We start from the raw sequence: 24682 nt of genomic DNA, 5'->3' as shown, positions 1-24682 counted from the left end.
TTCGCGAGCAAGCTCGCTCCTACGAAGAACTTCCCTTGCTCAACTTCGTCAGCAACCGATCCAACGCATTGGCGAAAGCCTGGCGGTCCTTGTCGCCATAGGGCGCCTGGCCGCCGCCCATCTGGCCCTGGTCGCGCAGGTCGGTGAGCAGGTTGCGCATGGCCAGGCGCTCGCCCATGTTCTTCGCGTCGAACTCGCGGCCGCGCGGGTCCAGGGCGTCCACGCCCTTCTTCACCAGGCGGTCGGCCAGCGGCACGTCGCTGCAGATCACCAGGTCGCCCGGCTCGGCCTGCTCCACCAGGTAGTCGTCGGCGGCATCCATGCCGCTGGGCACCACCACCAGGCGCACGCAGGCGAATGCAGGCTTGGCCACCGGCTGGCCGGCGACCATCACCACTTCCAGCTTGCGCTTCAGGGCGAACTTCGCCACCAGTTCCTTCGCCGCGCGGGGGCAGGCGTCGGCATCGATCCAGATACGCATCGGACTCGTTTCCCGAACATGACGACGGCCAGTATCGCACTGGCCGTCGGGGTTTGCCGCGCGCCGCCTCAGGGCAGCGCCGCGGCCTTGCGTTTTTCCACCAGCAGGCTGCGCCCGTAGAGCACGGCCACCGCCAGCAGCGCCAGGGCCTGGGCCGACAGCGAATAGGCGTCGGCCTTGATGCCCAGCCAGTCGAAGTCGAAGAAGGGCACCGGGCGGGTGCCGATCACCCCGGCTTCCTGCAGCGCCACCACGCCATGCCCGGCGAACACCACCGAGAGCGCGCAGAGCAGCGCGGCGTTGACGGTGAAGAACAGCTTCAGCGGCAGCTTCGCCGAGCCGCGCAGGATCACCCAGGCCAGGCCGATCAGCAGCACCACCGCGCACCCGGCGCCGGCGATCACCGCGCTGTGCCCGGCCGGGCCGGCCTGCAGCCAGAGGGTTTCGTAGAACAGGATGACCTCGAACAGCTCGCGGTACACCGAGAAGAACGCCAGCACGGCGAAGCCGAAGCGCCCGCCGCCGCCCACCAGGCTGCTGCGGATGTAGTCCTGCCAGGCCGCGGCGTGGCGGCGGTCGTGCATCCACACGCCGAGCCAGAGCACCATCACGCAGGCGAACAGCGAGGTGAAGCCCTCCATCAGCTCGCGCTGGGCGCCGCCGATGTCGATCACGTAGGCCGCCAGCGCCCAGGTGGCGATGCCGGCGACGAAGGCCAGGCCCCAGCCGACGTGCACGCCGCGGGTGGCGGCTTCCTGCCCGGTATTGCGCAGGAAGGCGAGGATGGCGGCGAGCACCAGGATCGCCTCGACGCCCTCGCGCAACAGGATCAGCAGGGCCGAGACGAAGCTGATGGTGCTGCTCAGGGAGTCGCCGCTCAATGCCTTGGCGGCTTCGCCCAGCTTGCCCTTGGCGCGCTCCAGCTGCTGCGCCACCTGGGCTTCCGGCAGGCCGTCGCGGAGCGTCTGGCGGTAGGCCATGAGCTCTTTCTCGGTGGCCTTGCGCAGGGTGGCGTCGACGTTGTCCAGCGAGCTTTCCACCAGCTCGAAGCCTTCCAGGTAGGCCGCCACGGACAGGTCGTAGGCCTGGTCGTGGTCGCCCTGGCGGTAGATGGCGAAGCTCTTGTCCAGGGTGGCGGCGGTGTAGTCGATCAGCTGCGCAGGGCCGCGGTGCTCCAGCGGCGGGTGCGCACGCAGGGCCCGGAAGCTCTGCGCGGCGGCGTCGCCATCGCGGGCGGCCACTTCGGCCGGGGTCTGGGTGGCCAGGCTGGCCAGCGGGTAGGCGTGGGTGCCGTCGGGCTGGGCGGCGGTGGCGCTCAGGCCGGCGACGTAGGCCGCCAGGTCCCAGCGCTGGCGCTCGTCCAGCTGGTCGGCGAAGGCCGGCATGTCGGTGCCGGCGACGCCCAGGCCGATCACCGTGCGCAGGTCGTAGAGGCTCAGCTGGTCCAGGCGCGCGCGGGCCGTGAGGTCGGCCGGCGGCGGCTGCAGGCCGATGCCCGCCGGGCCGTCGCCCTTGCCGGCGTCGCCATGGCAGATGGAACACTGCTGGGCGAAGATCGGCGCGCCACGGGCCGGGTCGGGGGTGATGGCCGGGGTCTGCACCACCTGGTAGACATCCGCCAGGCGCGCTTCCAGGTGCCGCGCCTGCTGCGCCACCAGGGCGCCGGGCTGGCGCTGCTCGATGGCGCGGCGCAGGCCGGCCACCTCGCGCTCCAGGTCGGCCCGCTCGGGGCGCGCCGGCAAGGCCAGCAACAACGCCTGCAACTGGCCGGCGAACTCCAGCTGTTCCTGGTATTCGGTGGCGTCGACCACCTGCCCGGCGTTCACCGTCGGCGGGTAGTCGGCAGCCAGGTAGCTCAGCAGGTGCAGGGCCTGGGAAGGGTCGACCGGCGCGTCGGCCAGGGCCGTGAGGCTGGCGCCGCAAAGCAGCGGCAGCAGCCAGATGAGAAGCTTTGGAAGGCGCATGGCGGAAGGCGAATGAGAATGGAGGGCGCCAATACTACTCCGCCACCATTGCCCCGCCTAGGCGGCGCCCGTCGGCATCAGACCGGGGCGCGGCGGACGGTGGCCAGCAGCGCGGCGGCGCCGAGGAACAGGCTGGCGAAGGTGCGGTTCATCAGCCGCTGCTGGCGTGGCGAGCGCAGCGCGCGCAGGACCCGCGCGGCCAGCCCGGTGTAGCCGGCCATGACGATCAGGTCGACGCAGATCATGGTGGCGCCCATGATCACGTACTGGATGGCCATCGGCCGGTGCAGGTCGACGAACTGCGGCAGCACGGCGAGCATGAAGATCACCGCCTTGGGGTTGCTGGCGTTGACCAGGAAGCCGCGCAGCACCAGGCTCAGCGGGCGACCGATGGGGCGCTCGGCGTCGGCCTGCATCACCTGCGGTGCGGCGCTCCACTGGCGCCAGGCGAGGTAGGCCAGGTAGACCACGCCGAACCACTTGATGACGCTGAAGGCCAGCGCCGAGGTGGCCAGCAGCGCACCGACGCCGGCGGCGACCACGGCGATCTGCAGGGCCAGGCCGATCTGCAGGCCCAGGGCGTTCCAGTAGCCGCGCCAGAAGCCGTACTGCAGGCCGCAGGACATCGAGGCGATGGCCCCGGCGCCGGGCGACAGGCTGATGATCCAGCAGGCGATGAAGAAGGCGAACCAGGTACTGGCGAGCATGGTGGACCTCGTGGCGAAAAATCTTGTTACGGGTAGCCAGTGTGCCCGAGTCGCGCGTTGCCGTGTAGGGCGGATAACCGTTCGCGGTTATCCGCCGTTTGACCTTGATCCCAGGCGCGCTTCGGGCTTGGTCACAGAGAATCTCTTTCCGGGTACTCCGAGCCCGTAGGATGGGTGGAGCGAAGCGATACCCATCGGCGTGACTCCGGCGTTCCCCTGTAGGAGCGCGCCCTGCGCGCGAATCGCGGGCAGGGCCCGCTCCTACAGGTATGGAGGAAGCCCGGCGCGGGGCATGCCAATCAGCTCGGCAGGTCCTTGCGCAGCTTCACCGGCTCTTCGCCGCGCTTGCGCGCCAGGGCGCCGCGCAGGCGGATGTTGAGCGCTTCCACCGCCAGCGAGAAGGCCATGGCGAAGTAGACGTAGCCCTTGGGCACGTGGACCTCGAAGGCCTCGGCCACCAGCACGGTGCCGACCACGATGAGGAAGGACAGCGCCAGCATCTTCAGAGACGGGTGCTGGTCGATGAAGGCGCTGATGGTGCCGGCGGCGAGCATCATCACGCCGACCGAGATGACGATGGCGGCGATCATCACCGGCACGTTCTGCACCAGGCCCACGGCGGTGATCACCGAGTCCAGGGAGAAGATGATGTCGATGATCGCGATCTGGATGATCACCGCCATGAAGCCACGGCTCTTGGCGCTGCCCTGCCCGCCTTCCTCGGCGCCTTCCAGGCTGTGGTAGATCTCCATGGTGCTCTTGAACAGCAGGAACAGGCCGCCGAAGAACAGGATCAGGTCGCGCCCGGAAACGCCCTGGCCGAACACCTCGAAGAGGTCGGCGGTCAGGCGCATCACCCAGGTGATCGACAGCAGCAGGAGGATCCGCGTGCCCATCGCCAGGGCCAGGCCGAAGAACCGTGCCTTGGGCTGCTGCGCCGCCGGCAGGCGGCTGACCAGGATGGAGATGAAGATGATGTTGTCGATGCCCAGGACGATCTCCAGGGCGGTCAGGGTCAGAAAGGCAACCCAGATTTCGGGGCTAGCGAGCCATTCCATAGTGCGTGGGTATCCGTGTGGGAACAGGGGTTGTCGTTATCTTCCGCTACTCAGCCCGGGCCCTTTCCAGCGCCGGATGGCCTTCTGGAAGAACAGGCTGTTGGGCACCTGCAGCAGCGCGCTGGTGCCGTCCTCGAAGGTTTCCTCGAGGGTGGTGTAGAGCAGGTTGATGGCGGTGACGCGGCCCTTCACGCCGACCTTGTCGGCCGACTCGATGACCTCCACCAGGTCACCCAGGCGGAACGGGCCGACGGTGAAGATCAGCACCGCGCAGAACAGGTTGGAGAGCACGCTCCAGATGGCGAAGAAGGCCACCGCGGCGACCGCGACGAAGCCGGTCAGCGCGGTCCACAGCACCTGGGCGGAAACCCCCAGGCGCTCCAGCACCATCATCAGCGCCGAGCCCATGATCAGCCAGCGCAGGCCGCCGCGCAGCGGCAGCAGCAGTTCGTGGGGCAGCGGGTAGCGCTGGGCCAGGCGGTTGAGGCCGCGCGCCACCAGGCGCTGCAGCACCCAGGCCAGGAGCAGGATGAGGATGATCTGCAGGCCGCGCAGCAACGGATCGCTCCAGGCGATGAGCAGCGGCAGGTCCTCCATCACTCGGCCCCTTCGAGCTGGGCCTGGAGGTTCTCCAGGGTTTCCAGGGCCACCAGCCAGGCTTCCTCGACCTCGGCCTCGCGCGTCTTGAGCGTCGCCTGCCGGGCCAGCAGGTCACGCAACTCGTCCTTGCGCGCGGCTTCGTAGAGGGCGCTGTCGCCGAGTTTCTCCTCGAGCGCGGCGAGCTTCTCGTGCAGGCCGCCAAGCTCCTTCTCCAGCTTGTCCGCCTCGCGCTTGTGCGGCGCCAGCTGCTGGCGCAACGCGGCGGCGGCCTGGCGCTGGGCGCGCTTGTCGGTCTTCTCGGCGGATGCCGCGCCGGCATTGACGGCCGGCGCCTGGCGCGCGCGGAAGTCCACCAGCCAGCGGGCGTAGTCGTCGAGGTCGCCGTCGAAGTCCTGCACGCGGCCGTCGGCCACCAGCAGGAACTGGTCGGTGGTGCTCTTGAGCAGGTGGCGATCGTGGGACACCACCACCACCGCCCCGGAGAACTCCTGCAGGGCCATGGTCAGGGCCAGGCGCATCTCCAGGTCGAGGTGGTTGGTCGGCTCGTCGAGCAGCAGCAGGTTGGGCTTCTGCCAGGCGATCAGGGCCAGCGCCAGGCGCGCCTTCTCGCCACCGGAGAAGTTCAGCACCGGCTCGTCGCAGCGCGCGCCGCGGAAGTCGAAGCCGCCGAGGAAGTCGCGCAGGGTCTGCTCGCGCTCGCCCGGGGCGATGCGCTGCAGGTGCAGCAGCGGGCTGGCCTTGGCGTCCAGCGAGTCGAGCTGGTGCTGGGCGAAGTAGCCGATGGCGAGGTTCTCGCCGCGCGCCAGGTGCCCGGCCAGCAGCGGCAGGTCGCCGGAGAGGGTCTTGATCAGGGTCGACTTGCCGGCGCCGTTGGGGCCCAGCAGGCCGATGCGCGCGCCGGGCACCAGTTGCAGCTTGACCTTCTCCAGCACCGTCTTGTCGCCATAGCCCAGGCGCGCCTCGGCGAGGTCGAGCAGGGGGCTGGAGATCCTGTCCGACTCGCGGAAGACGAAGTCGAAGGGCGAGTCGATGTGGGCCGGGGCCAGCTCCTCCAGGCGCTCCAGGGCCTTGATGCGGCTCTGGGCCTGGCGCGCCTTGGTGGCCTGGGCGCGGAAGCGGGCGATGTACTTTTCCATGTGGGCGCGTTGCGCCTGCTGCTTCTCGTAGGCCTGCTGCTGCTGCGCCAGGCGTTCGGCGCGGGTGCGCTCGAAGGCCGAGTAGCCGCCGCGGTAGAGGGTGAGCTTGCGCTGCTCCAGGTGCGCCACGTGGTCGACCACGGCATCGAGGAAGTCGCGGTCGTGGGAGATGAGGATGAGCGTGCCCGGGTAGCCCTTGAGCCACTCCTCGAGCCAGAGGATGGCGTCGAGGTCGAGGTGGTTGGTGGGTTCGTCGAGCAGCAGCAGTTCGGACGGGCACATCAGCGCCTGGGCCAGGTTCAGGCGCATCCGCCAGCCACCGGAGAAGTCGCCGACGCGGCGCTCCATCTGCTCGGCGGAGAAGCCCAGGCCGGCCAGCAGCTTGCGCGCCCGCGCGTCGGCGGTATAGCCGTCGGCGTTGTCCAGCTCGGTGTGCAGGCGGGCCACGGCGGCGCCGTCATGGGCAGCTTCGGCGCTGGCCAGCTGCGTCTGGATTTCACGCAGGCGCACGTCGCCGTCGAGGACGTAGTCCACCGCCTGGCGTTCCAGGGTGTCCACTTCCTGGCGCATGTGCGCGATGCGCCAGTCGGCGGGAATCCGGTAGTCGCCGGCGTCCTGCCCGAGCTGGCCGCGCAGCAGCGCGAACAGGCTCGACTTGCCGGCGCCGTTGGCACCGATCAGGCCGACTTTCTGGCCGGCATGCAAGGTCAGTTCGGCACCTTCCAGCAAGCGCTGGGGGCCACGCTGTAGCGTAAGATTTTGTAGTCGAATCATGGCGGCGGAGTTTATCAGCTTCGCCGCGCAACCGCTGTGGGAGCCCTATGACAGAAGATATCTGGTCGTTCGCCCTGGACCTCTACGCGCAACCGGGCTGCGAGGCGGCCTGCCTGGCATTGCAGGAGGCCGGCGCCGACGTCTGCCTGCTGCTGGCCGGGACCTGGTTCGGCGCCCGTGGCGTGGCCTGTGGCGAACAACGCCTGGACGCCCTGGCGAAGGCCTCCGCCGGCTGGCAGAACGAGGTGGTCAGGCCCCTGCGTACGTTGCGCCAGCAATGGAAGGCCGGAGCAAGGGACGACGCCCACCTGGAAGCGTTGCGGGAAACCCTGAAAACACTGGAGCTGCGCGCCGAACGCCTGCAACTGGAGCGGCTGGCGGAAGCGGGACGGGACTGGGCCGAAGAAGACAGGGACGAACTGGACGCCTGGCTGCAGGGCTGCGCCGGCGAAGCGGGGAAGGCACGCCGCGGTGCGCTGCAACAGCTGCGCACCGCGGCGGCTTCGCGAGCGGCGCCTTAGGAAGCGCTGCTCGGAGTGGCGGCCGGAGTGCTCGGCGCTACCGGAGCCGGTGCAGCGCTGGCGACCGGAGCGGTCGACGCGGCCGGGGCAGCGGGAGCAGCAGCCGGGGCAGCAGCGGGCGCTGCAGGCTTGGCTACGGCGGGTTTCGCAGCGGCGGGCTTGGCGGCCGGCTTGGCAGCGGGCTTCGCAGCGGCGGGCTTGGCAGCCGGTTTGGCAGCGGCAGGCTTGGCGGCCGGTTTGGCGGCAGGCTTCGCAGCAGCAGGCTTGGCAGCCGGTTTGGCGGCAGGCTTGGCAGCGGCGGGCTTGGCGGCCGGTTTGGCAGCAGCGGGCTTGGCAGCCGGCTTCGCGGCGGCAGCTTTAGCAGCCGGTTTCGCGGCGGGCTTGGCGGCAGCAGTTTTGGCAGCCGGCTTGGCGGCAGGCTTGGCAGCGGCAGCCTTGGCAACCGGTTTAGCGGCAGGCTTGGCAGCAGCAGCCTTGGCAGCCGGTTTAGCGGCAGGCTTGGCAGCAGCAGCCTTGGCAGCCGGTTTGGCGGCGGGCTTGGCAGCAGCTTTGGCAGCCGGTTTGGCGGCGGGCTTGGCAGCGGCAGCCTTGGCAACCGGTTTAGCGGCAGGCTTGGCAGCAGCAACTTTGGCAGCCGGCTTGGCGGCGGGCTTCGCGGCAGCAGCTTTGGCAGCCGGCTTGGCGGCGGGCTTCGCAGCAGCAGCTTTGGCAGCCGGCTTGGCGGCAACGGCCTTGGCAGCCGGTTTGGCAGCGGGCTTCGCAGCGGCAGCCTTGGCCACCGGCTTGGCGGCGACGGGCTTGGCGGCGGCAACCGGCTTGCGGGCGGCCAGGGACTTGCCGACCGCTTCCTTCACCTTGCTCACGCCCTGGGCCAGCTTCAGGCTTTCCTGGACGTCGCGCTTGAGGCTGGCGATGTAGGTACGGGTTTCCGCCTGGCGGCCCTTCAGGGTTTCCAGCACCTCTTCCAGTTCCGCGATGCCGGCCTTGGCCTTGGCTTGTGCCTTGGCCTTCCCGGACTTGCCCGCTTCCTGCAGCTTGGTGCGTGCCTTGTGCAGTTTGTCCTGCGCCTTGGCGCGTTGTTTTTCCAGCTTGGCGTGCAGTTTCTCGGAGTCCACCAGGGCCTGCTTGCAGGCGGTCTCCAGATGCTCGATCAGACTGTGGGAAAGTTGCTGCAGCAGATGCAAGGGAGTAGTGACAGGTTTCTTGTTGGCCGACATGACGTGCCTCCTGGCGTACGTGGTTGCGCCCATACTAGACCCGCACAGCCCCTCTCGCCAACGCCCCCATAAAGCTGAAACCCGCGCCAGGCACAATCTGCAGCCGTTTTTCCACAGGCTGGGCAACCCGCCTCGGGCGCGCCTCCCCCATCGACACCCTCGTCAACGCCGCCGCATGCCGCTGCAACGAAGCCCCCGGAGGCGAACTCCAGAAGAACCGGAAGCCGCATGGCACGGGGCTTCCAGCCGCCCCACCGGGTTTTTCCAGGCATGAAAAAAGGGCGCGTCCGCAAGGACCGCGCCCCTTTGCTCTCCGCTGGGAATCAGGCGCCGACCGTGCGCTGCTCGTGGGCGTTGTGCAGCACCTCGATCAGGCAATCCTCAAGCTCGAAGCGCTCGTGCAATTCCTGGCGCAGGGCTTTCAATTCGCTGGTCAGGCAGGTGCCTTCGCGGCAGTCGCCGTTGTCGCAGCGGTCGTTGAAGTTCAGCGCGGACGCGGTGATGGTTTCCAGGCGCGGGTAGATCTGCTTGGCCAGTTCCAGGCCGCGCGCATCGCCGAAGGCCTTGGCCTCGTCCATCAGTTGTTCGTAGACCTCGAAGTGGCCGGCGGAGACGTAGTCGACCAGACGCTGGCAGAAGTTCTCCAGCCCCTCGCCATTGACCGCGGGCGCCTGGGTGCCGGATAGCGAATCGAAGGCCTGGATGAGTTCCTGGCGGTCACGCAACCAGCGGTCGATCAGCTGGTGGACGCCTCCCCAACGTTCCTGGGCATTGCGGCAGCTCTCGAGCATCTTGTCCTCGCTTCCCTCGGCCTGTCCCGGCGGTTCCACCCCGGGACAATTCTCTGTCGAATGCGTGCACTCGCCGGCCTTCTACCGCTCTGATGGCGGGATTCCGGCGGTGCGGAAGACCAGAGTATGCCCGTGGGATGTCGGCTTCAAGACACCTTTCGCGGGAAAATTCATACGAGCGTTTAATCGGCAGGCCGCGGCGGCGCTGGCTTCGCGCCGCGGTGGGTTATGGCGCCCCGCGGCAATCAGCCGCGACGCAGGAACTGGTAGACGGCGAACAGGGCGAAGCCGACGAAGGCCAGCAGGCTCCACTCCGGAATGCTCAGGCTCAGCAGCGTCCAGGTCACTTCGGCGCAGTCGGCCGAGCCGTGGAACATGGTCCAGAGGATGTCCGCGTAGGGCATGGTCTGCATCATGTAGTCCAGCGGCGGCAGGCACGACGGCAGCTGGTCCGGCGGCAGGGTCTGCAGCCAGATCTGCCGGCCCGCGGTACCGGCGCCGGCCAGCGAGCAGAGCAGCACCAGCACCGCGTAGGTGCGCCGGCCGCGGCCGTGCAGGGCGGCGATCAGCGAGAACAGCCCGGCGCCGGCGAAGAAGATGCGCTGCATGATGCACAGCGGGCAGGGCTCCAGGCCGACCATGTACTGCAGGTAGAAGCCGGCGCCGAGCATGGCGGCGCAAGCGAGGAAGGCGAGGAAGAACAGGGAACGCGGGCTGGCCAGGTTCATGGCGGCTCCAGTGGCACGGCATTTTCGGAAAGGCCGCTACGGTAGAGGAAATTCCGCAGGCCTTTCAAGGCGGCGGGCTAGACTGGGCCGGACAGCCATCAGGGAATTCCTACCATGCGTCGACAGTTGATCCTACTCGCCGCGCTGCTGCTCGTCCCCCTCCCCGGCGCATTCGCCGCCTCGGTGGTGGAGCGGCTCAAGGTACCCGAGGGGTTCCGCATCGAGGTGCTCAGCGACCAGGTCCCCAACGCCCGCGCCATGGCCCTGGGCGACGGGGGCACGCTCTTCATCGGCAGCCGCGAGGCCGGAAAGGTGTACGCCCTGCGCCCCGGCGAGCGGCGTCCGCAAGTGATCGCCAGCGGCCTGAAGATGCCCAGCGGCGTGGCCTTCCACCGGGGCGACCTGTACGTATCGGCTGTCAGCCGCCTCTACGTGCTGCGCGACATCGAGACGCACCTGGACGCACCGCCGGAACCCGAGGCACTGCCCCCCGAGTTCCCCACGGAAACCCACCACGGCTGGAAATTCATCGCCTTCGGCCCCGACGGCAAGCTCTACGTGCCGGTGGGCGCGCCCTGCAACATCTGCCGCCCGGACCGCGAGCGCTACGCCAACCTGCAACGCATGGCGGTGGACGGCAGCCAGCGCGAGGTGGTGGCCTACGGCGTGCGCAACACCGTGGGCTTCGACTGGGATGCCCAGGGCCGGCTGTGGTTCACCGACAACGGCCGCGACCTGCTCGGCGACGACCAGCCCGACGACGAACTGAACCGCGTGACCAGGGCCGGCGACGACTTCGGCTACCCGGACTGCCACGCCGGGCGCATCGCCGACGCGGAATTCGCCCAGCGCCCCTGCTCGGCCTTCGTGGCGCCGGTGGCCGGCCTCGGCGCCCACGTGGCGGCCCTGGGCATGCGCTTCTACAGCGGCGAGCAGTTCCCCGCCGAATACCGCGGCAACGTCTTCATCGCCGAGCACGGCTCGTGGAACCGCAGCCGCAAGGTCGGCTACCGGGTGGTGCGGGTGGAGCTGAACGCCGACGGCTCGCTCAAGCGCCAGAGCCTGTTCGCCGAGGGCTGGCTGCAGGCCGGCGAGGAAGTGCTCGGGCGGCCCGCCGACGTGCTGGTGGCCAGGGACGGTTCGCTGCTGGTGAGCGACGACATGGCCGGGGCGATCTACCGCATCCGCTACGTCGGCAAGTAGGCGGTCGCTGTCAGCTACAAACGAAAGCGGCGCCCCAGGGCGCCGCGTTTCATCCGAACCTTCCTACGCCTTCGCAGGCAACTGGACGGCACTGCCCACAGGCGCGCCGAACAGGCCCAGGCCTTCCTGGAACAGCCTGTTGCTGCGCTCGGTCTCCCCCAGGTGCGCCAGCAGGCGCGCCAGCTCGGCGCAGGTCTCGGCGCTGTGCTGGCGGGCCAGGCTGGCCTCCAGGTAGTCGCGGGCCTTGCCCCAGAGCTTGTCGGCCAGGCACAGGCGGCCCAGGGACAGGAGCAGGACGGGGTCGTCGGGGTATTTCTTCAGCCAGGCCTCGGCGTTCTGCAGCTGGCGCGCCGGGTCGCTGCCGCGGGCCTTGCCGTAGAGCAGCATCAGGCGCTCGTCGTAGCCTTCCTTGAGGGCCTGGCGCAGGACCTTCTCCGCCTCCTCGGGCGCGCCCAGGCGCAGCAGCTGCTGGGCGTAGGCGGCGACCAGCAGCGGCTGGGCGCGCAGGTTGGCCGGCAGGTTCTGCCAGGTCTGGGTGAGCGGCTGCAGGGCCGTCTCGCCCTGCCCCAGGCCCTGCTCGCCGGCGGCTTCCAGGGCGGCGATCCAGGCGCGGCGTTCCAGGTCGCTGAGCTGGGCGTTCTCCAGCACGCGTTCCTTGCGCAGCTCCGGCAGCAGGGCCAGCAGCGGGCGCCAGTCCTGCAGGCTGACGTAGAGCTGCTGGAGCAGGCGCAGCACCGTGGGGTGGCGCGGGTGTTCCTCGTGCAGCTTCACCAGCACCGCGCGGGCCGGCTCGAAGGCACCGCGGTTGATCAGCAGTTGCGCGCGCGTCAGGCCCACGGCCAGGGCCGTGCCGGGCTGGCGTTCGAGGGCGCGGTCGAGTACCTGGTCGCACTCCTCGAAGCGCCCCAGTTCGTTGGCCGCGCGGGCCGCGCCCAGGTAGCTGGGCAGGCTGCGCTCGTTCAGTTCGGCGGCGCGCCGCAGGTGGCGCAGGGCCGGGGCCCAGTGGCCTTCGGCGAGGTCGCGCTGGCCGTGTTCCTCGGCCATCTCGGCGCGGCGCCGGCGGTTGAAGCGCGACCAGGGGTTGACCACCCGCCCGGACACGCCGAGCAGGCGCAGCACCAGGCGTACCGCCAGGTACAGCAGCCACACCAGCGCCAGCAGGGCGAGGAAGGTCCACAGGCTGGATTCGTAGCGGAAGCTCTTGTAGGCGATCAGCACGTAGCCCGACTGCTCGGCGATGGCCAGGCCGACCAGGGTGGCGGCCACCACCAGGGCCAGGACCAGCAGGTAGACGCGGTTCATTGGCTGCCCTCCGCCTGGGGCGCGGCGGGCGCCTGCTGCTGGTCGGCGGCGGCCTGGTCGCGGCGCACCACGTAGGCCTGCAGGGCGCTCAGCGCCGGGTTCAGGTCCGGCGCCTGGACGGCCACCGGCTGCTGCGCCAGCTCGTCGATGCGCAGGCCCAGGGCGCGGCTGTCGGCGAGGTCGGCGTTGAAGAAGTCGCCGAGGATCTGCCGCGCCTGCTTCAGGGCCTGCTCGTAGACTTCCTGGCGCCCGTTGAGCGCGGCCCACTGCGCCTGCTCCAGGGCCAGGCTGAGGGCCAGGCGCACGCGCGTCAGCTGTTGCCCGGAAAGCAGTGGGCGCACGTCCTGGCCGGCGTTGAAGTCGATACGCACGTAGCGCGAGATACGTTCCCACCACTGGTCCAGGGTGCTGCTGCCGTCGCCCCAGGCGGTGGTCGAGGCCTTGCCCGGGCCTTCCTTGAAGCTCGGCTCCAGCGGCTGCAGCTGGGCGGCCTGCTCGCGCAGCGCGCCGAGCTGCAGGAACAGCCCGGTGCGGTCCGGCTGCGGCAGGCTGCGCAGGGCTTCGAGGCTCTTGGCCAGTTGCGCGCGGGCGGCGAAGGCGCCCGGGTCGTTCTGCGCGCGGAGAATGTCGTCGGCGCCCTGCACCAGCTGGGTGGCGCTGTCGATGTCCTGCAGCGCGGAGAGGCGCAGCGAGGCGAGGCGCATCAGGTGCTCGGCCTCGGCCAGGCGCCACTGCTGGCGGCTCTGCCCGAGGACCTGCTTGAACTGCTGGGCCAGCTGCTGCTGGTCGCCCTGCAGCTCGACCACCAGGCGCCGGCGGGCCTCCAGCTCGTCCGCGCTGGGCAGCGCGTCCAGGCGCTTGTCCAGCGCGCCGTTGTGGTTCAGCAGGCTCTGGGCCTGGCTGCGGGCTTCTTCCAGCTGCTGCGCGCGGGCCTGGTCGCGGGCCTGCAGCTGCTGCGTCTGCCACAGCCCCCAGCCACCGACGCCGAGGCCGGCGACGCCGACCAGCAGGGCGAGCAGGGCCAGGCCATTGCCGGACCTGGCCGGGGCGGGCGGGGTCGGCTCGACGGGAGTGCTTTGCGGGGTGTCTTGGGGAGTGACGGCTTCGCTCACAGGTCCATCCTTCGCTCGGAAATTATTCTTCGTCGGCGCCCCTGAGCGCCTCCAGCAAGGCCGCGGCATTCGCCCCGCGGCAATCGATCACGCGTCGCGCGCCGGCGTCGCGGGCCAGTTCGGCGACCCGCGGGCTGGGCACGAACAAGGGTAGCCCGGCCAGTTGCGGCCAGTCCTCCCCGGCCACTCGCAGCAGGTGCTCCAGGCCCTGGCCACTGCTCACCACCAGGCCGTTCAGCGCCTCCTCGCGCACCCGCCGCGCCAGTTCGCCCGCCGGGTAGGCCGGCAGGACGCGGCGGTAGAGTTCCAGATAATCCACGGCCACACCTTGGCCGCGCAGGCGCTCGGCGAGGAATTCTCGGCCACCTTCGCCACGCAGGATCAGCACCCGCGGCCCCGGCACCTCCAGGGCCTGCGCCAGGGCCGGCAGCGCCAGCAGCGCCTCGCTGTCGTCGCCGTGCTCCGGGTAGTGCACGCGCAGGCCGTAGTCATCGAGGATAGCCGCGGTGGCCGCGCCGACCGCGAACCAGTCCTGGCGCGCCGGCGGCTGCGGCCAGAAGCGGTCGATGCGCTCCACGCCCAGGCGCGCGGCGGGCTTGCTGACCACCACCACGGCGCAGTAGCGGTCCAGGTCGAGCAGCAGGCTGCGCTGCTCGGGGGTTTCTTCCAGGGGCTCGATGGCCAGCAACGGCAGGCTGGCGCTGGCCACGCCGTGCTCGGCCAGGCTGGCGGCCAGGGCCGCGCACTCTTCCTGCGGCCGCGTCAGCAGCAGGCGCCAGTGGCTCACTGCGGGCCGGCCTCGCCATACACGGCGGCGAGGATGTCGGCCGCGCCTTGCCCCAGCAGGTCTTCGGCGACCTTCACGCCCAGCGCCTCGGCCTCGGCCAGCGGCGCGCGGGCTTCGGCGCGCAGCAGCTGCGAGCCGTCGGGCTGGCCGACCAGGCCGCGCAGCCATAACTGCTCGCCCTCGCACACGGCGTAGCAGGCGATGGGCACCTGGCAGCCACCGTTGAGGCGCTTGTTCAACGCGCGCTCGGCGGTCACCCGCAGCGCGGTGTCGGCGTGATGCAGCGGCGCCAGCAGCGCGTGGATCTCGGTATCGGCGCTGCGGCATTCGATGCCCACGGCACCCTGGCCACCGGCCGGCAGGCTGTCCTCCACGCCGATGGCGGAGCGGATGCGCGCCTCGAAGCCGAGGCGGATCAGGCCGGCGGCGGCGAGGATGATGGCGTCGTACTCGCCGGCGTCGAGCTTGGCCAGGCGGGTGTTGACGTTGCCGCGCAGGAAGCGGATCTGCAGGTCCGGGCGGCTGGCCAGCAGCTGCGCCTGGCGGCGCAGGCTGGAGGTGCCGACCACGCTGCCGGCGGGCAGCTCGGCGAGGCTGGCGTAGGTGTTGGAGACGAAGGCGTCGCGCGGGTCCTCGCGCTCGCAGATGCAGTACATGCCCAGGCCCTCGGGGAAGTCCATGGGCACGTCCTTCATGGAGTGCACGGCGATGTCGGCCGCGCCCTCCAGCAGGGCGGTCTCCAGTTCCTTCACGAACAGGCCCTTGCCGCCGATCTTCGCCAGCGGGGCATCGAGCAGCTTGTCGCCGCGGCTGGTCATCGGCAGCAGGCTCACGCGCAGGCCGGGGTGGGCCTGCTCAAGGCGGCTCTTGACGTACTCGGCCTGCCACAGGGCCAAAGCGCTCTGACGGGTGGCGATTCGGATTTCGCGGGACGACATGGGCAATTCCGGGACAAGGGACTGCGGGGGATGATAACAGGCTTCAGCGCCCAGGCTTTCCCCCCTGCGACGCCAAGGCAGGCTTTCAGCCCACCCCGCTCGGGCCATCCCCGGGATCAGGGTTCATTGGCAAGCCCGCGCCTACATCACCGCTGTAGGAGCGAGCTTGCTCGCGAACAAACGGCGCCACGCGGTTCGCGAGCAAGCTCGCTCCTACGAAAATCGCCTCGGCGCGGCCTGCAAACCAGCTGCGCCTATGCCTGCAGCCTGCCGCCTGAAGCCTGCAGCCCTCACAAGTTATGCATCAACCGCCGCACCCCGGCGACATGCCGCCGGCTCACGGTCAGGGCGTCGCCGTCCAGGCCCTTGAGGTAAAGCTGAAAATGCCCCAGCGGGGTGCGCTGCAGGCGCTCGATGCGCTCGCGCGAGACCAGGGCGTTGCGGTGGATGCGCACGAAACGCTCGCCGAACTCGTCTTCCAGGGCCTTCAGCGGCTCGTCCAGCAGCACTTCGCCGCCGGCGTGGCGCAGGGTCACGTACTTGTGGTCGGCGATGAAGAAGATCACGTCCTCCAGGGGGATCAGCTCGATGCCCTTGCGCGTTCGCGCGCTGATGTGGCTGCGCGGGCCGGGGCCGCCGGCGGCCGGCGGCTTGGTCAGCGCCGCCAGCTGGATGCGGTTGGGCCTGGAGGCCTTCTTCAGGGCCTCGGCCAGGTCCTCGGCGCGCACCGGCTTGACCAGGTAGCCGACCGCGCTGACCTGGAAGGCCTCCAGGGCGAATTCATCGTGGGCGGTGCAGAAGATCACCGCCGGGGGGGCTTCGCGCTCGCACAGCTTGGCGGCGACCTGGAGCCCGTCCAGGCCGGGCATGCGGATATCCAGCAGGACGATATCCGGCTTCAGGCTGTCGATCAGCGCCAGCGCTTCTTCGCCGTTGCTGGCGGAGGGTTCGAGGACGCGGTAGCCGTCCAGTTGCCCCACCAGTCGGGCCAGGCGCTCACGCGCCAGGGGTTCGTCATCGACGATCAGGACATTCATAAGCTCAGGCTTCCTGCATGAGACGCGCACATGGATAGCGTAGACAGGTGTAGTGCCGTCCGTCACGGCGTTCGACGCTGAGACTCGCTTTTGGCCCGAAAAGTGCCGCAATTCGCGCTGCGATATTCTGCAGCGCCTGCTTGGTCCCCTTCGTGGGCAGCGTCTGCGTCGACTCGTCGTACGGGTTGCTCACGCACAGCTGGAACACACCGTCACGATAGTCCGCCTCAACCTTCACCAGGCCGCCTTCGATGCGCGGCTGGATACCGTAGATCAATGAATTCTCCAACAGTGGCTGCAGGGTCAGCTGCGGGATGGGCACTCCATCGGGCACGCCGCTCACCTGCCAATCCAGTTGCAGCCGGTCGCCCAGGCGATACTGCTCTATGGAAAGATAGCGCCTGGCCAACTCCAGTTCCTCCCCCCAGGAAATTAAAGTCCCCGGCTTGGCCAGGCTGGCGCGGAACAGGTCCGACAGGTTCAGCACCGCCTGCTCGGCCTTGCCCGGGTCCAGCTCGATCAGGCTGGCGATGCTGTTCAGGCTGTTGAACAGGAAGTGCGGGCGGATGCGCGCCTGCAACGACTCGATGCGCGCGCGCAACTCGGCCTGTTCCTGCCTGCGCCATTGGCTCTGCAGATAAAAGTAGCGTAGCAACAAGGCCGACATGATGAGGGCGATCAAGGCATGGCGCAGGTACAGGTTGACCTCGCCCTTGATCGACAGCGGCCCGCCCAGGGCATAGTAGTCGGCCACCGCGGTGCAGCCGAGGGTCAGCAGCACCACCAGCAGGCAGCTGGCCAGCCCCGCGCCCCACGCCGGCCAGCGCGCCAGCAGCGGCCGCAGGCGGCACAGCAGGCCGGCCGAGAGCAGCACTATCCACTGCACGAACAGCGAGGCCAGGGCCAGGCGCACCCAGTTGAAGCTGGGCGTCATCGGCTCGGCCAGCACCAGTACCAGCACCAGCAGCTCGGCCAGCAGGACCAGGCTGAACAGCGCTTCGCTCTGGCACAGTTCGGGAATGAAGAAATCGTCTTGGGTTGCCGGCTGGTCGCCGGTCTTGGCTTGGTTTGGCATCGACGAAGTTTCCGCAAGCCTCCACGCCTCGGCAAGCGGATCGCAGCCCGCCGGGCGAATTCGAGCACCGAAATGTCGACTGCGCCGCGCCCGGGCGGGGCGCCCTTGTCCTTCCCCCCGCCACACCCGTCGCAGCACACGCCGTTTTTGACCTTCAGCCTGCTATTATCGTCGGACTTTGCCCTTCCTGCAGGCAGCGAACGTGCCTGCCCGTTTCCGCGAGAGAGATCCATGAGCGTAGAGAAGACCAACCAGTCCTGGGGCGGCCGCTTCAGCGAGCCCGTCGACGCCTTCGTCGCCCGCTTCACCGCCTCCGTCGACTTCGACAAGCGCCTCTACCGCCACGACATCATGGGCTCCATCGCCCACGCCACCATGCTGGCCAAGGCCGGCGTGCTGACCGACGCCGAGCGCGACGCCATCATCGACGGCCTGAAGCAGATCCAGGCCGAGATCGAGGCCGGCAGCTTCGACTGGCGCGTCGACCTGGAAGACGTGCACATGAACATCGAGGCGCGCCTGACCGACCGCATCGGCATCACCGGCAAGAAGCTGCACACCGGCCGTTCGCGCAACGACCAGGTGGCCACCGACATCCGCCTGTGGCTGCGCGACGAGATCGACATCATCATCAAAGAGATCACCCGCCTGCAGCAGGGCCTGCTGGGCCTGGCCGAGGCGGAAGCCGACACCATCATGCCCGGCTTCACCCACCTGCAGACCGCCCAGCCGGTGACCTTCGGCCACCACCTGCTGGCCTGGTTCGAGATGCTCAGCCGCGACTACGAGCGCCTGGTGGATTGCCGCAAGCGCGTCAACCGCATGCCCCTGGGCAGCGCCGCGCTGGCCGGCACCACCTACCCGATCCAGCGGGAAATCACCTGCGAACTGCTGGGATTCGAAGCGATCTCCGGCAACTCGCTGGACGGCGTGTCCGACCGTGACTTCGCCATCGAATTCTGCGCCGCCGCCTCCCTGGCGATGATGCACCTGTCGCGCTTCTCCGAGGAGCTGGTGCTCTGGACCAGCGCGCAGTTCCAGTTCATCGACCTGCCCGACCGCTTCTGCACCGGCTCCTCGATCATGCCGCAGAAGAAGAACCCGGACGTGCCGGAACTGGTACGCGGCAAGTCCGGCCGGGTGTTCGGCCACCTCACCGGCCTGCTGACGCTGATGAAGGGCCAGCCGCTGGCGTACAACAAGGACAACCAGGAAGACAAGGAACCGCTGTTCGACGCCGCCGACACCCTGCGCGACAGCCTGCGCGCCTTCGCCGACATGGTCCCGGCCATCAAGCCCAAGCGCGAGATCATGCGCGAGGCGGCCCGCCGCGGCTTCTCCACCGCCACGGACCTCGCCGACTACCTGGTGCGCAAGGGCCTGCCCTTCCGCGACTGCCACGAGATCGTCGGCCACGCGGTGAAATACGGCGTGGACAGCGGCAAGGACCTTGCCGAGATGAGCCTGGACGAGCTGCGCCAGTTCAGCGACCAGATCGACGACGACGTGTTCGCCGTGCTGACCCTGGAAGGCTCGGTGAACGCCCGCGACCATATCGGCGGCACCGCCCCGGCCCAGGTCCGCGCCGCCGTGGCGCGTGGCAGGGAGCTGCTGGCCAAGCGCTGAAGCGTTAGCGCGTCAGCCACAAAGGAACGCCGCTTCCCTACTCGGGAAGCGGCGTTTTTTATTGTCCGCGTGCGGTCCATGCCTTGCTGTGAACGGTAGGAGCGGGCCCTGCCCGCGATTTCGCGCGCAGGGCGCTGCTCCTACAAGGAAATGGTGCGGGTGGGGCAGCGTAGGAGCGGATCTCATCCGCGAATCACGCCGGAACGTCCGGCTATCGCGGAAAAGTTCCGCTCCTACAGTAGTAACGCCATGCCTCGGGGCAGACTGTAGGAGCGGGCCCTGCCCGCGACTTCGCGCGCAGGGCGCGCTCCTACAAGGAAATGGCGTGGGTGGGGCAGCGTAGGAGCGGATTTCATCCGCGAATCGCGCCGGAACGTCCGGCTATCGCGGAAAAGTTCCGCTCCTACGAAGAGCACCTCGCGCAGCCGGAAACAGCTGATCCTACGAAGCGCTTGGCTCCTCGGCGTCACAGAACTTCTGCAGCAACTGCAATTCCACCGGCCCCAGCCCAAGCATCCGCAGCGCCTTCTCTTCCTTCAGCAGCCCGGACTGGGACGCCGGCAGGCGTGCCGCCCTGGCCGCCAGGTTGAGCACCAGCGCCTTGCGCGAGAACACCCCGCTGCCCATGCCGTAGCACGCGGCGACCAGCCCGCGCAGCTCCAGCGGCAGGCGCCAGCGCGCGCGCAGCGTGGAGCCGAAACTGGCGCCGAAGGCCTTGAGGCTGTCGTCGATCTCCTGGTCCTCCAGCGCCCCGCCGCGCCGGCACCATTCCTCCAGGGTGCGCAGCACCGCGAGGTCGCCCAGGCAATGCAGCAGGCCAGCGGTGTAGCAGCGCGGCGCGTCGACGTCGAGGCTCTCGGCCAGGGCCTGGGCGGCATCGGCGGTGCGCTGAGAAAGCGCCCAGAATGCCGCGGCGCGCTCCTTCAGGCGCGGCTCGGCGAGTTGCGCGGCGTGCTCCAGGCTGAGCCCCAGCACCAGGTTGCAGGCCTGGGCCAGGCCGAGGCGGGCCAGCGCCTGGGCGAGGGTCAGGCAGGGCATGCCGACGTGCCGCGCGGCGCTGTTGGCCGCGGCGATCAGGCAGGCGGTGATCTGCGGGTCGCGGCCGAATTCTTCTTCCATCTGCTCCAGGCTGACCCCTTCGCAGCTCAGGCAGCGGCTCGCCGCCTCGCCCACCGCAGCCAGCAGGGGTGCGCCCTCGGCGGCGTCACGTGCCTCGGCGAGGAACTCGGCCAGGCTGCCGGTAAGCCCCCGGGGCACGGCGCAACTGACTTCCTGACCCGGCTCCAGCAGCAGGCTGCGCAGGCGCTGGCGCAGGTCCTCGGCATTGAACGGCTTGACCAGGTAGGCGCTGGGCGCCAGCGGCAGCACCGCGCGCACGCTGGCCGCATCGGCCTTGGCGCTGATCAGGATGAAGTCCGGCGCACCCGCCCCACGGCGGCTGCGGCGCAGGTGGCGGAGCAGGTCGATGCCATCGGTGCCGGCCAGTTCCTGCTCGGCCAGCACCAGGCCGAAGGCGCGCAATCGGCAGGCCTGGATGGCCTGGTCGCCGTCCTCGCAGTATTCGACGGCCGCGTCGCAACGCACGCTCAGTACCAGTTGGCCGAGCAGTTCGCGGTTCCAGGGGTCGGCGGCGGCGACCAGAACGGTCGGCGCGGCGCTGAGTGCTGTCATGGAGATCCTCTCGCAGATGCGCGCGCACCTTAACCGAGTCGCAAGGCGCCTGCCAGAGGGAGGCCCGGACGGCATCGCGCGCAGGACAGGATAGCTGATGCGGCGGCGCTCTCCGATACGACCAAGAGGGTAGATGCGGCACGGCGACGCAGGCGGAGCGAAACCCCGGAAAAAGAAAAGGCCCGCTTGCGCGGGCCTCTTCCGGTACTGCCGAACGAGCCTGTCAGGCCAGTTCGTCGAAGCACTCGGCCAGGATGGCCAGGCCTTTCTGCAGCTGGGCGTCCGGGATGGTTACCGGCATCAGGAAGCGGATCACGTTGTAGTAGGTGCCGCAGGAGAGCAGGATCAGGCCCTTCTCGCGAGCACGCACGACGATCTTGCTGACCAGCTCGGCAGCCGGCTTGTTCACGTCGCCGCCTTCGAACAGCTCGATGGCGACCATCGAACCCAGGCCACGGACGTCGCCGATCACCTTGTGCTTGGCCTGGATGTCGCGCAGGCCGGCTTTCAGGGTTTCGCCAACGGCTTGCGAACGCTCCAGCAGTTTCTCTTCGTCGAACACCTTCAGCACGGCCAGGGCCGCGGCGCAGGCGATCGGGCTGCCGGCGTAGGTGCCGCCCAGGCCACCGGGGGCGATGGCGTCCATGATCTCGGCCTTGCCGACAACGCCGGAAATCGGGAAGCCGCCGCCGACGGACTTGGCGAAGGTGGTCAGGTCCGGGACGATGCCCAGCTGCTCGGTGGCGAAGAAGGTGCCGGTGCGGCCAGCGCCGGTCTGCACTTCGTCGGCGATCAGCAGGATGCCGTGCTCGTCGCACAGGGCGCGCAGGCGCTGCATGAACGGCTTGGAGTTGACGTAGAAGCCACCCTCGCCCTGTACCGGCTCGATGATGATGGCGGCGATGTCACGCGGCTGCGCGTCGTTCTTGAAGATGCGCTCGATGCTGGCGATCGACTCGTCTTCGCTGATGCCGTGCAGTTCGCACGGAGCCAGGGCGCGGAAGATGCCGCCCGGCATCAGGCCCATGCCGGCGGAGTACGGAACCACCTTGCCGGTCAGGCCCAGGGTCATCATGGTGCGGCCGTGGTAGGCGCCGGTGAAGGCGATCACGCCGGCACGGCCGGTGGCGGCACGGGCGATCTTCACGGCGTTCTCGACCGCTTCGGAGCCGGAGGTGACCAGCAGGGTCTTCTTCGGGAAGTTGCCCGGAACGCGCTTGGCGATCTCTTCGGCCAGCTCGATGTAGGGCTCGTAGGCCAGCACCTGGAAGCAGGTGTGGGACAGCTTGGTCAGTTGCTCCTGAACGGCGGCGACCACTTTCGGGTGCAGGTGGCCGGTGTTCAGTACTGCGATGCCGCCGGCGAAGTCGATGTATTCGCGACCTTCGACGTCCCACACGGTGGCGTTCTCGGCGCGCTCGGCGACGACCGGGTGGATCTGGCCCACGCCGCGCGGAACGGCGGCCTGACGGCGTTGCAGCAGGGATTCGTTGGTTTTGCTCATAGCTTCCTCAGTGGCCGCTCATCGGGCGGCCGGGTCAAAGGATGAAGACGGGGAGAAGCCACTCGCGACAGCATACGATGATCGACTGTCGCGGCACTTGCGGCCCGCCGGGTGGGTTGTCCGGTGCCACCACCGGAAAACGCCGACGCGTGAGTGGCTGCCGGCTCTTGCCTGCCACCCACGCGCCCACGGGAAATCAGATGCCGCCCAGGCAGAGGTACTTGACCTCGAGGTAGTCCTCGATGCCGTACTTCGAACCCTCGCGACCCAGGCCCGAGGCCTTGATGCCGCCGAAGGGGGCGACCTCGTTGGAGATCAGGCCGGTGTTGATGCCCACCATACCGTATTCCAGGGCCTCGGCCACGCGGAACACGCGGCCCAGGTCACGGGCGTAGAAGTAGGAGGCCAGGCCGAACTCGGTGTCGTTGGACATGGCGATGACGTCGGCCTCGTCCTTGAAGCGGAACACCGGCGCCAGCGGGCCGAAGGTCTCGTCCTTGGACACCAGGGCGTTCTTCGGCACGTCGACCAGGATGGTCGGCTCGAAGAAGGTGCCGCCCAGGGCGTGCGGCTTGCCGCCGGCGACGACCTTGGCGCCCTTGCCCACGGCGTCGGCGATGTGCTCTTCGACCTTGGCTACGGCCTTGGAATCGATCAGCGGGCCGGTGGTCACGCCCTGCTCCAGGCCGTTGCCGATGTTCAGCTTGGCCACGGCCGCCTTCAGTTTCTCGACGAAGGCGTCGTACACGCCGTCCTGCACGTACAGGCGGTTGGCGCAGACGCAGGTCTGGCCGTTGTTGCGGTACTTGGAGATCAGCGCGCCTTCGACGGCGGCATCCAGGTCGGCATCGTCGAAGACGATGAAGGGCGCGTTGCCACCCAGCTCCAGGGAGACCTTCTTGATGTCCTTGGCGCATTCGGCCATCAGTTGGCGGCCGATCTCGGTCGAGCCGGTGAAGGTCAGCTTGCGCACGATCGGGTTGCCGGTCAGCTCGCCGCCGACTTCGCCGGCGCTGCCGGTGACCACGCTGAACACGCCTTTGGGGATGCCGGCGCGCTCGGCCAGCTCGGCCAGGGCCAGGGCGGAATACGGGGTCTGCGAAGCGGGCTTCAGCACCATGGTGCAGCCGGCGGCCAGGGCCGGGCCGGCCTTGCGGGTGATCATCGCCGAGGGGAAGTTCCACGGAGTGATGGCCGCGGTCACGCCGATCGGCTGCTTGATGACGATGATGCGCTTGTCCGGCTGGTGGCCGGGAATGGTGTCGCCATAGATGCGCTTGGCTTCCTCGCCGAACCACTCGAGGAAGGAGGCGGCGTAGGCGATCTCGCCCTTGGCCTCGGCCAGCGGCTTGCCCTGCTCGATGGTCATCAGGCGAGCCAGGTCGTCCTGGTTCTGGATCATCAGCTCGAACCAGCGGCGCAACTTGTTGGCGCGCTCCTTGGCGGTCAGCGCACGCCAGGCCGGCAGGGCCTTCTCGGCAGCCTCGATGGCACGGCGGGTTTCGGCGGCGCCCATCTTCGGCACAGTGCCGATGATCTCGTTGGTGGCCGGGTTGTTGACCTTGATGGTCTGACCGCTGTCGGCGTCCACCCAGGAACCGTCGATATAGGCCTGTTGGCGGAACAGCTTGGCATCATTGAGTTGCATGACCAGTCTCCTTCGAGGAAAGCCATAAGCAGCGGGTCTACCTCGACTACACCCGCCTGCTCTTGTTGTCCGGGAAGCATTGGAGGGGCGCTCGCCCCACCCGTTCCATCGTCCCGCCGCGCCGCCCGCCTGGCGGACGGCACCGGCGCTAGCGCACGGTCACCGATCGTCGCGCACGGGCGCGCGAAAACGGACCACGGCGGTAGCCGTAGCCGGTCGGATCAACCGGGAGGTCCATGGACGGGATACGCTGCGGAAACGCCACCACTGCAGGAATCGGCTGCTGCACGGCATCGCGTGCATTCGCCAGGCAGTACGGAAGTCGGTCATCCCACTGGCACGAGGCCGGGTACTGTGACGCCAATTCCCCTGTCTCCTGTTGTTGTGGTGGGCGTTTGAAATGTCAAACGCATCCTAGGGCCCCATCCCCCAAAGGGCAAGGGGTCGTTCGAAAAAACCAACGAAAGTACATGCCACCCGGCGCCTCCAGGCCAGCCCCGGCCGACGGGCGGCAGGCCATTCGCGAAATCGCCGGCGCACCTGCCAAGCGATGGACGCAGCCCGATCAGATGCGTATGATTGCCGCCTGCCGCGCCAGGCGCGGCCATACGCATCCGTAGCTCAGCTGGATAGAGTACTGCCCTCCGAAGGCAGGGGTCGTGGGTTCGAATCCCGCCGGATGCGCCATATACGAAGGCCCAGGTGAATACCTGGGCCTTTTTGTTGGTTCTTCGCGGAGTCTGGGGAAAGAGCGGATTGACAGTCAGGGAAGCGGGTAGATTGGCAGTCGCCAAACGAACCA

At 68.9% G+C, this 24682-nt stretch carries 20 protein-coding genes, 1 tRNA gene and 1 pseudogene; 4 read left to right on the top strand and 18 right to left on the bottom strand.

From position 1 onward, the window contains the following. Window positions 1-19: 19 nt before the first annotated feature. From VV867_RS28155 to VV867_RS28130, 6 genes are all read right to left on the bottom strand, one after another. Window positions 20-481, bottom strand: coding sequence for a YaiI/YqxD family protein (locus VV867_RS28155; RefSeq protein ID WP_328568158.1), 462 nt, complete (start codon window positions 479-481; stop codon window positions 20-22). A gap of 68 nt (window positions 482-549) precedes the next feature. Then, a complete protein-coding gene (locus VV867_RS28150) occupies window positions 550-2445 on the bottom strand; it encodes a cytochrome c/FTR1 family iron permease (protein ID WP_328568157.1) in 1896 nt (631 codons plus the stop codon). Window positions 2446-2522: 77 nt separating this feature from the next. Beyond that, window positions 2523-3152, bottom strand: a complete 630-nt coding sequence (locus VV867_RS28145; RefSeq protein WP_109932137.1) for a LysE family transporter — start codon at window positions 3150-3152, stop codon at window positions 2523-2525. A 299-nt stretch (window positions 3153-3451) separates the two neighbouring features. Then, window positions 3452-4210 (bottom strand): TerC family protein, encoded by a 759-nt coding sequence (locus VV867_RS28140; protein WP_089391040.1) that lies wholly within the window; start codon window positions 4208-4210, stop codon window positions 3452-3454. Between the two features lie 36 nt (window positions 4211-4246). Further along, window positions 4247-4807 (bottom strand): mechanosensitive ion channel family protein, encoded by a 561-nt coding sequence (locus tag VV867_RS28135; protein WP_109932133.1) that lies wholly within the window; start codon window positions 4805-4807, stop codon window positions 4247-4249. Next, window positions 4807-6720: an ATP-binding cassette domain-containing protein gene (locus tag VV867_RS28130; protein WP_109932131.1), complete on the bottom strand. Its 1914-nt coding sequence runs from the start codon at window positions 6718-6720 to the stop codon at window positions 4807-4809. The genes VV867_RS28135 and VV867_RS28130 overlap by 1 nt, the downstream gene beginning before the upstream one ends. Window positions 6721-6767: 47 nt before the next feature. On the opposite strand from VV867_RS28130, the gene VV867_RS28125 reads away from it, so the two are divergent. Further along, window positions 6768-7241 (top strand): TIGR02444 family protein, encoded by a 474-nt coding sequence (locus VV867_RS28125; protein ID WP_328568156.1) that lies wholly within the window; start codon window positions 6768-6770, stop codon window positions 7239-7241. 155 nt (window positions 7242-7396) lie between these two features. Here the strand turns inward: VV867_RS28125 and VV867_RS28120 are convergent. From VV867_RS28120 to VV867_RS28110, 3 genes and pseudogenes are all read right to left on the bottom strand, one after another. Next, a pseudogene (locus tag VV867_RS28120) lies at window positions 7397-8458 on the bottom strand (AlgP family protein); the annotation flags it as partial. Window positions 8459-8781: 323 nt separating this feature from the next. Continuing rightward, window positions 8782-9249, bottom strand: a complete 468-nt coding sequence (rsd, locus tag VV867_RS28115) for a sigma D regulator (protein WP_109932126.1) — start codon at window positions 9247-9249, stop codon at window positions 8782-8784. A 245-nt stretch (window positions 9250-9494) separates the two neighbouring features. After that, window positions 9495-9977: a disulfide bond formation protein B gene (locus tag VV867_RS28110; RefSeq protein ID WP_109932124.1), complete on the bottom strand. Its 483-nt coding sequence runs from the start codon at window positions 9975-9977 to the stop codon at window positions 9495-9497. Window positions 9978-10091: 114 nt separating this feature from the next. On the opposite strand from VV867_RS28110, the gene VV867_RS28105 reads away from it, so the two are divergent. Beyond that, the gene (locus tag VV867_RS28105; protein WP_275627961.1) at window positions 10092-11180 is read left to right on the top strand and encodes a PQQ-dependent sugar dehydrogenase; all 1089 of its coding nucleotides are present in this window, start codon (window positions 10092-10094) and stop codon (window positions 11178-11180) included. 63 nt (window positions 11181-11243) lie between these two features. Here VV867_RS28105 and VV867_RS28100 read toward each other — a convergent pair whose 3' ends face one another. The 6 genes from VV867_RS28100 to VV867_RS28075 form a co-directional block, all read right to left on the bottom strand. Further along, a complete protein-coding gene (locus VV867_RS28100; protein ID WP_328568154.1) occupies window positions 11244-12482 on the bottom strand; it encodes a heme biosynthesis HemY N-terminal domain-containing protein in 1239 nt (412 codons plus the stop codon). Continuing rightward, entirely contained in the window at window positions 12479-13594 is a 1116-nt protein-coding gene (locus tag VV867_RS28095) for a uroporphyrinogen-III C-methyltransferase (RefSeq protein ID WP_328568153.1), read from the bottom strand. Before VV867_RS28095 ends, VV867_RS28100 begins: the two co-directional genes overlap by 4 nt. A 22-nt stretch (window positions 13595-13616) precedes the next feature. Continuing rightward, window positions 13617-14381 carry a uroporphyrinogen-III synthase gene (locus VV867_RS28090; RefSeq protein ID WP_328568152.1) on the bottom strand — a complete coding sequence of 255 codons (765 nt, stop codon included), beginning with the start codon at window positions 14379-14381 and terminating at the stop codon, window positions 13617-13619. Continuing rightward, window positions 14378-15319 carry a hydroxymethylbilane synthase gene (gene hemC / locus VV867_RS28085; RefSeq protein ID WP_328568151.1) on the bottom strand — a complete coding sequence of 314 codons (942 nt, stop codon included), beginning with the start codon at window positions 15317-15319 and terminating at the stop codon, window positions 14378-14380. The genes VV867_RS28090 and hemC overlap by 4 nt, the downstream gene beginning before the upstream one ends. A 290-nt stretch (window positions 15320-15609) precedes the next feature. Next, a complete protein-coding gene (gene algR, locus VV867_RS28080) occupies window positions 15610-16356 on the bottom strand; it encodes an alginate biosynthesis regulator AlgR (protein WP_074978054.1) in 747 nt (248 codons plus the stop codon). Window positions 16357-16360: 4 nt separating this feature from the next. Continuing rightward, window positions 16361-17431: a sensor histidine kinase gene (locus tag VV867_RS28075; RefSeq protein ID WP_009615041.1), complete on the bottom strand. Its 1071-nt coding sequence runs from the start codon at window positions 17429-17431 to the stop codon at window positions 16361-16363. A 231-nt stretch (window positions 17432-17662) separates the two neighbouring features. Here VV867_RS28075 and argH point away from each other — a divergent pair, with 231 nt between their 5' ends. After that, window positions 17663-19057, top strand: a complete 1395-nt coding sequence (gene argH / locus VV867_RS28070) for an argininosuccinate lyase (RefSeq protein ID WP_328568150.1) — start codon at window positions 17663-17665, stop codon at window positions 19055-19057. 441 nt (window positions 19058-19498) lie between these two features. Here argH and VV867_RS28065 read toward each other — a convergent pair whose 3' ends face one another. From VV867_RS28065 to gabD, 3 genes are all read right to left on the bottom strand, one after another. Next, the gene (locus VV867_RS28065) at window positions 19499-20728 is read right to left on the bottom strand and encodes an HDOD domain-containing protein (protein ID WP_275627962.1); all 1230 of its coding nucleotides are present in this window, start codon (window positions 20726-20728) and stop codon (window positions 19499-19501) included. A 223-nt stretch (window positions 20729-20951) separates the two neighbouring features. Beyond that, window positions 20952-22232: a 4-aminobutyrate--2-oxoglutarate transaminase gene (gabT, locus tag VV867_RS28060; RefSeq protein ID WP_089391056.1), complete on the bottom strand. Its 1281-nt coding sequence runs from the start codon at window positions 22230-22232 to the stop codon at window positions 20952-20954. Window positions 22233-22428: 196 nt separating this feature from the next. Next, window positions 22429-23880, bottom strand: coding sequence for an NADP-dependent succinate-semialdehyde dehydrogenase (gabD, locus tag VV867_RS28055; protein ID WP_275627964.1), 1452 nt, complete (start codon window positions 23878-23880; stop codon window positions 22429-22431). Between the two features lie 610 nt (window positions 23881-24490). Here gabD and VV867_RS28050 point away from each other — a divergent pair. Further along, window positions 24491-24567, top strand: a tRNA-Arg gene (locus VV867_RS28050). Window positions 24568-24682: the final 115 nt, after the last annotated feature.

The sequence above is a fragment of the Pseudomonas sp. JH-2 genome, from assembly GCF_036231725.1.
Lineage (GTDB): Bacteria > Pseudomonadota > Gammaproteobacteria > Pseudomonadales > Pseudomonadaceae > Pseudomonas > Pseudomonas delhiensis.
The sequence above is the reverse complement of the archived record's forward strand: the minus strand, read 5'-3'. Positions and strand labels throughout refer to the sequence as shown.

Bases quoted from the DNA above. Each gene is read 5' to 3' on its own strand.
- VV867_RS28125 (WP_328568156.1), top strand. From the start codon at position 6,768: ATGACAGAAGATATCTGGTCGTTCGCCCTGGACCTCTACGCGCAACCG.
- VV867_RS28065 (WP_275627962.1), bottom strand. From the start codon at position 20,728: ATGACAGCACTCAGCGCCGCGCCGACCGTTCTGGTCGCCGCCGCCGAC.
- VV867_RS28135 (WP_109932133.1), bottom strand. From the start codon at position 4,807: ATGGAGGACCTGCCGCTGCTCATCGCCTGGAGCGATCCGTTGCTGCGC.
- rsd (WP_109932126.1), bottom strand. From the start codon at position 9,249: ATGCTCGAGAGCTGCCGCAATGCCCAGGAACGTTGGGGAGGCGTCCAC.
- VV867_RS28145 (WP_109932137.1), bottom strand. From the start codon at position 3,152: ATGCTCGCCAGTACCTGGTTCGCCTTCTTCATCGCCTGCTGGATCATC.
- algR (WP_074978054.1), bottom strand. From the start codon at position 16,356: ATGAATGTCCTGATCGTCGATGACGAACCCCTGGCGCGTGAGCGCCTG.
- VV867_RS28155 (WP_328568158.1), bottom strand. From the start codon at position 481: ATGCGTATCTGGATCGATGCCGACGCCTGCCCCCGCGCGGCGAAGGAA.
- VV867_RS28140 (WP_089391040.1), bottom strand. From the start codon at position 4,210: ATGGAATGGCTCGCTAGCCCCGAAATCTGGGTTGCCTTTCTGACCCTG.
- gabT (WP_089391056.1), bottom strand. From the start codon at position 22,232: ATGAGCAAAACCAACGAATCCCTGCTGCAACGCCGTCAGGCCGCCGTT.
- gabD (WP_275627964.1), bottom strand. From the start codon at position 23,880: ATGCAACTCAATGATGCCAAGCTGTTCCGCCAACAGGCCTATATCGAC.
- VV867_RS28075 (WP_009615041.1), bottom strand. From the start codon at position 17,431: ATGCCAAACCAAGCCAAGACCGGCGACCAGCCGGCAACCCAAGACGAT.
- hemC (WP_328568151.1), bottom strand. From the start codon at position 15,319: ATGTCGTCCCGCGAAATCCGAATCGCCACCCGTCAGAGCGCTTTGGCC.
- VV867_RS28100 (WP_328568154.1), bottom strand. From the start codon at position 12,482: ATGAACCGCGTCTACCTGCTGGTCCTGGCCCTGGTGGTGGCCGCCACC.
- VV867_RS28110 (WP_109932124.1), bottom strand. From the start codon at position 9,977: ATGAACCTGGCCAGCCCGCGTTCCCTGTTCTTCCTCGCCTTCCTCGCT.
- VV867_RS28130 (WP_109932131.1), bottom strand. From the start codon at position 6,720: ATGATTCGACTACAAAATCTTACGCTACAGCGTGGCCCCCAGCGCTTG.
- VV867_RS28150 (WP_328568157.1), bottom strand. From the start codon at position 2,445: ATGCGCCTTCCAAAGCTTCTCATCTGGCTGCTGCCGCTGCTTTGCGGC.
- VV867_RS28105 (WP_275627961.1), top strand. From the start codon at position 10,092: ATGCGTCGACAGTTGATCCTACTCGCCGCGCTGCTGCTCGTCCCCCTC.
- argH (WP_328568150.1), top strand. From the start codon at position 17,663: ATGAGCGTAGAGAAGACCAACCAGTCCTGGGGCGGCCGCTTCAGCGAG.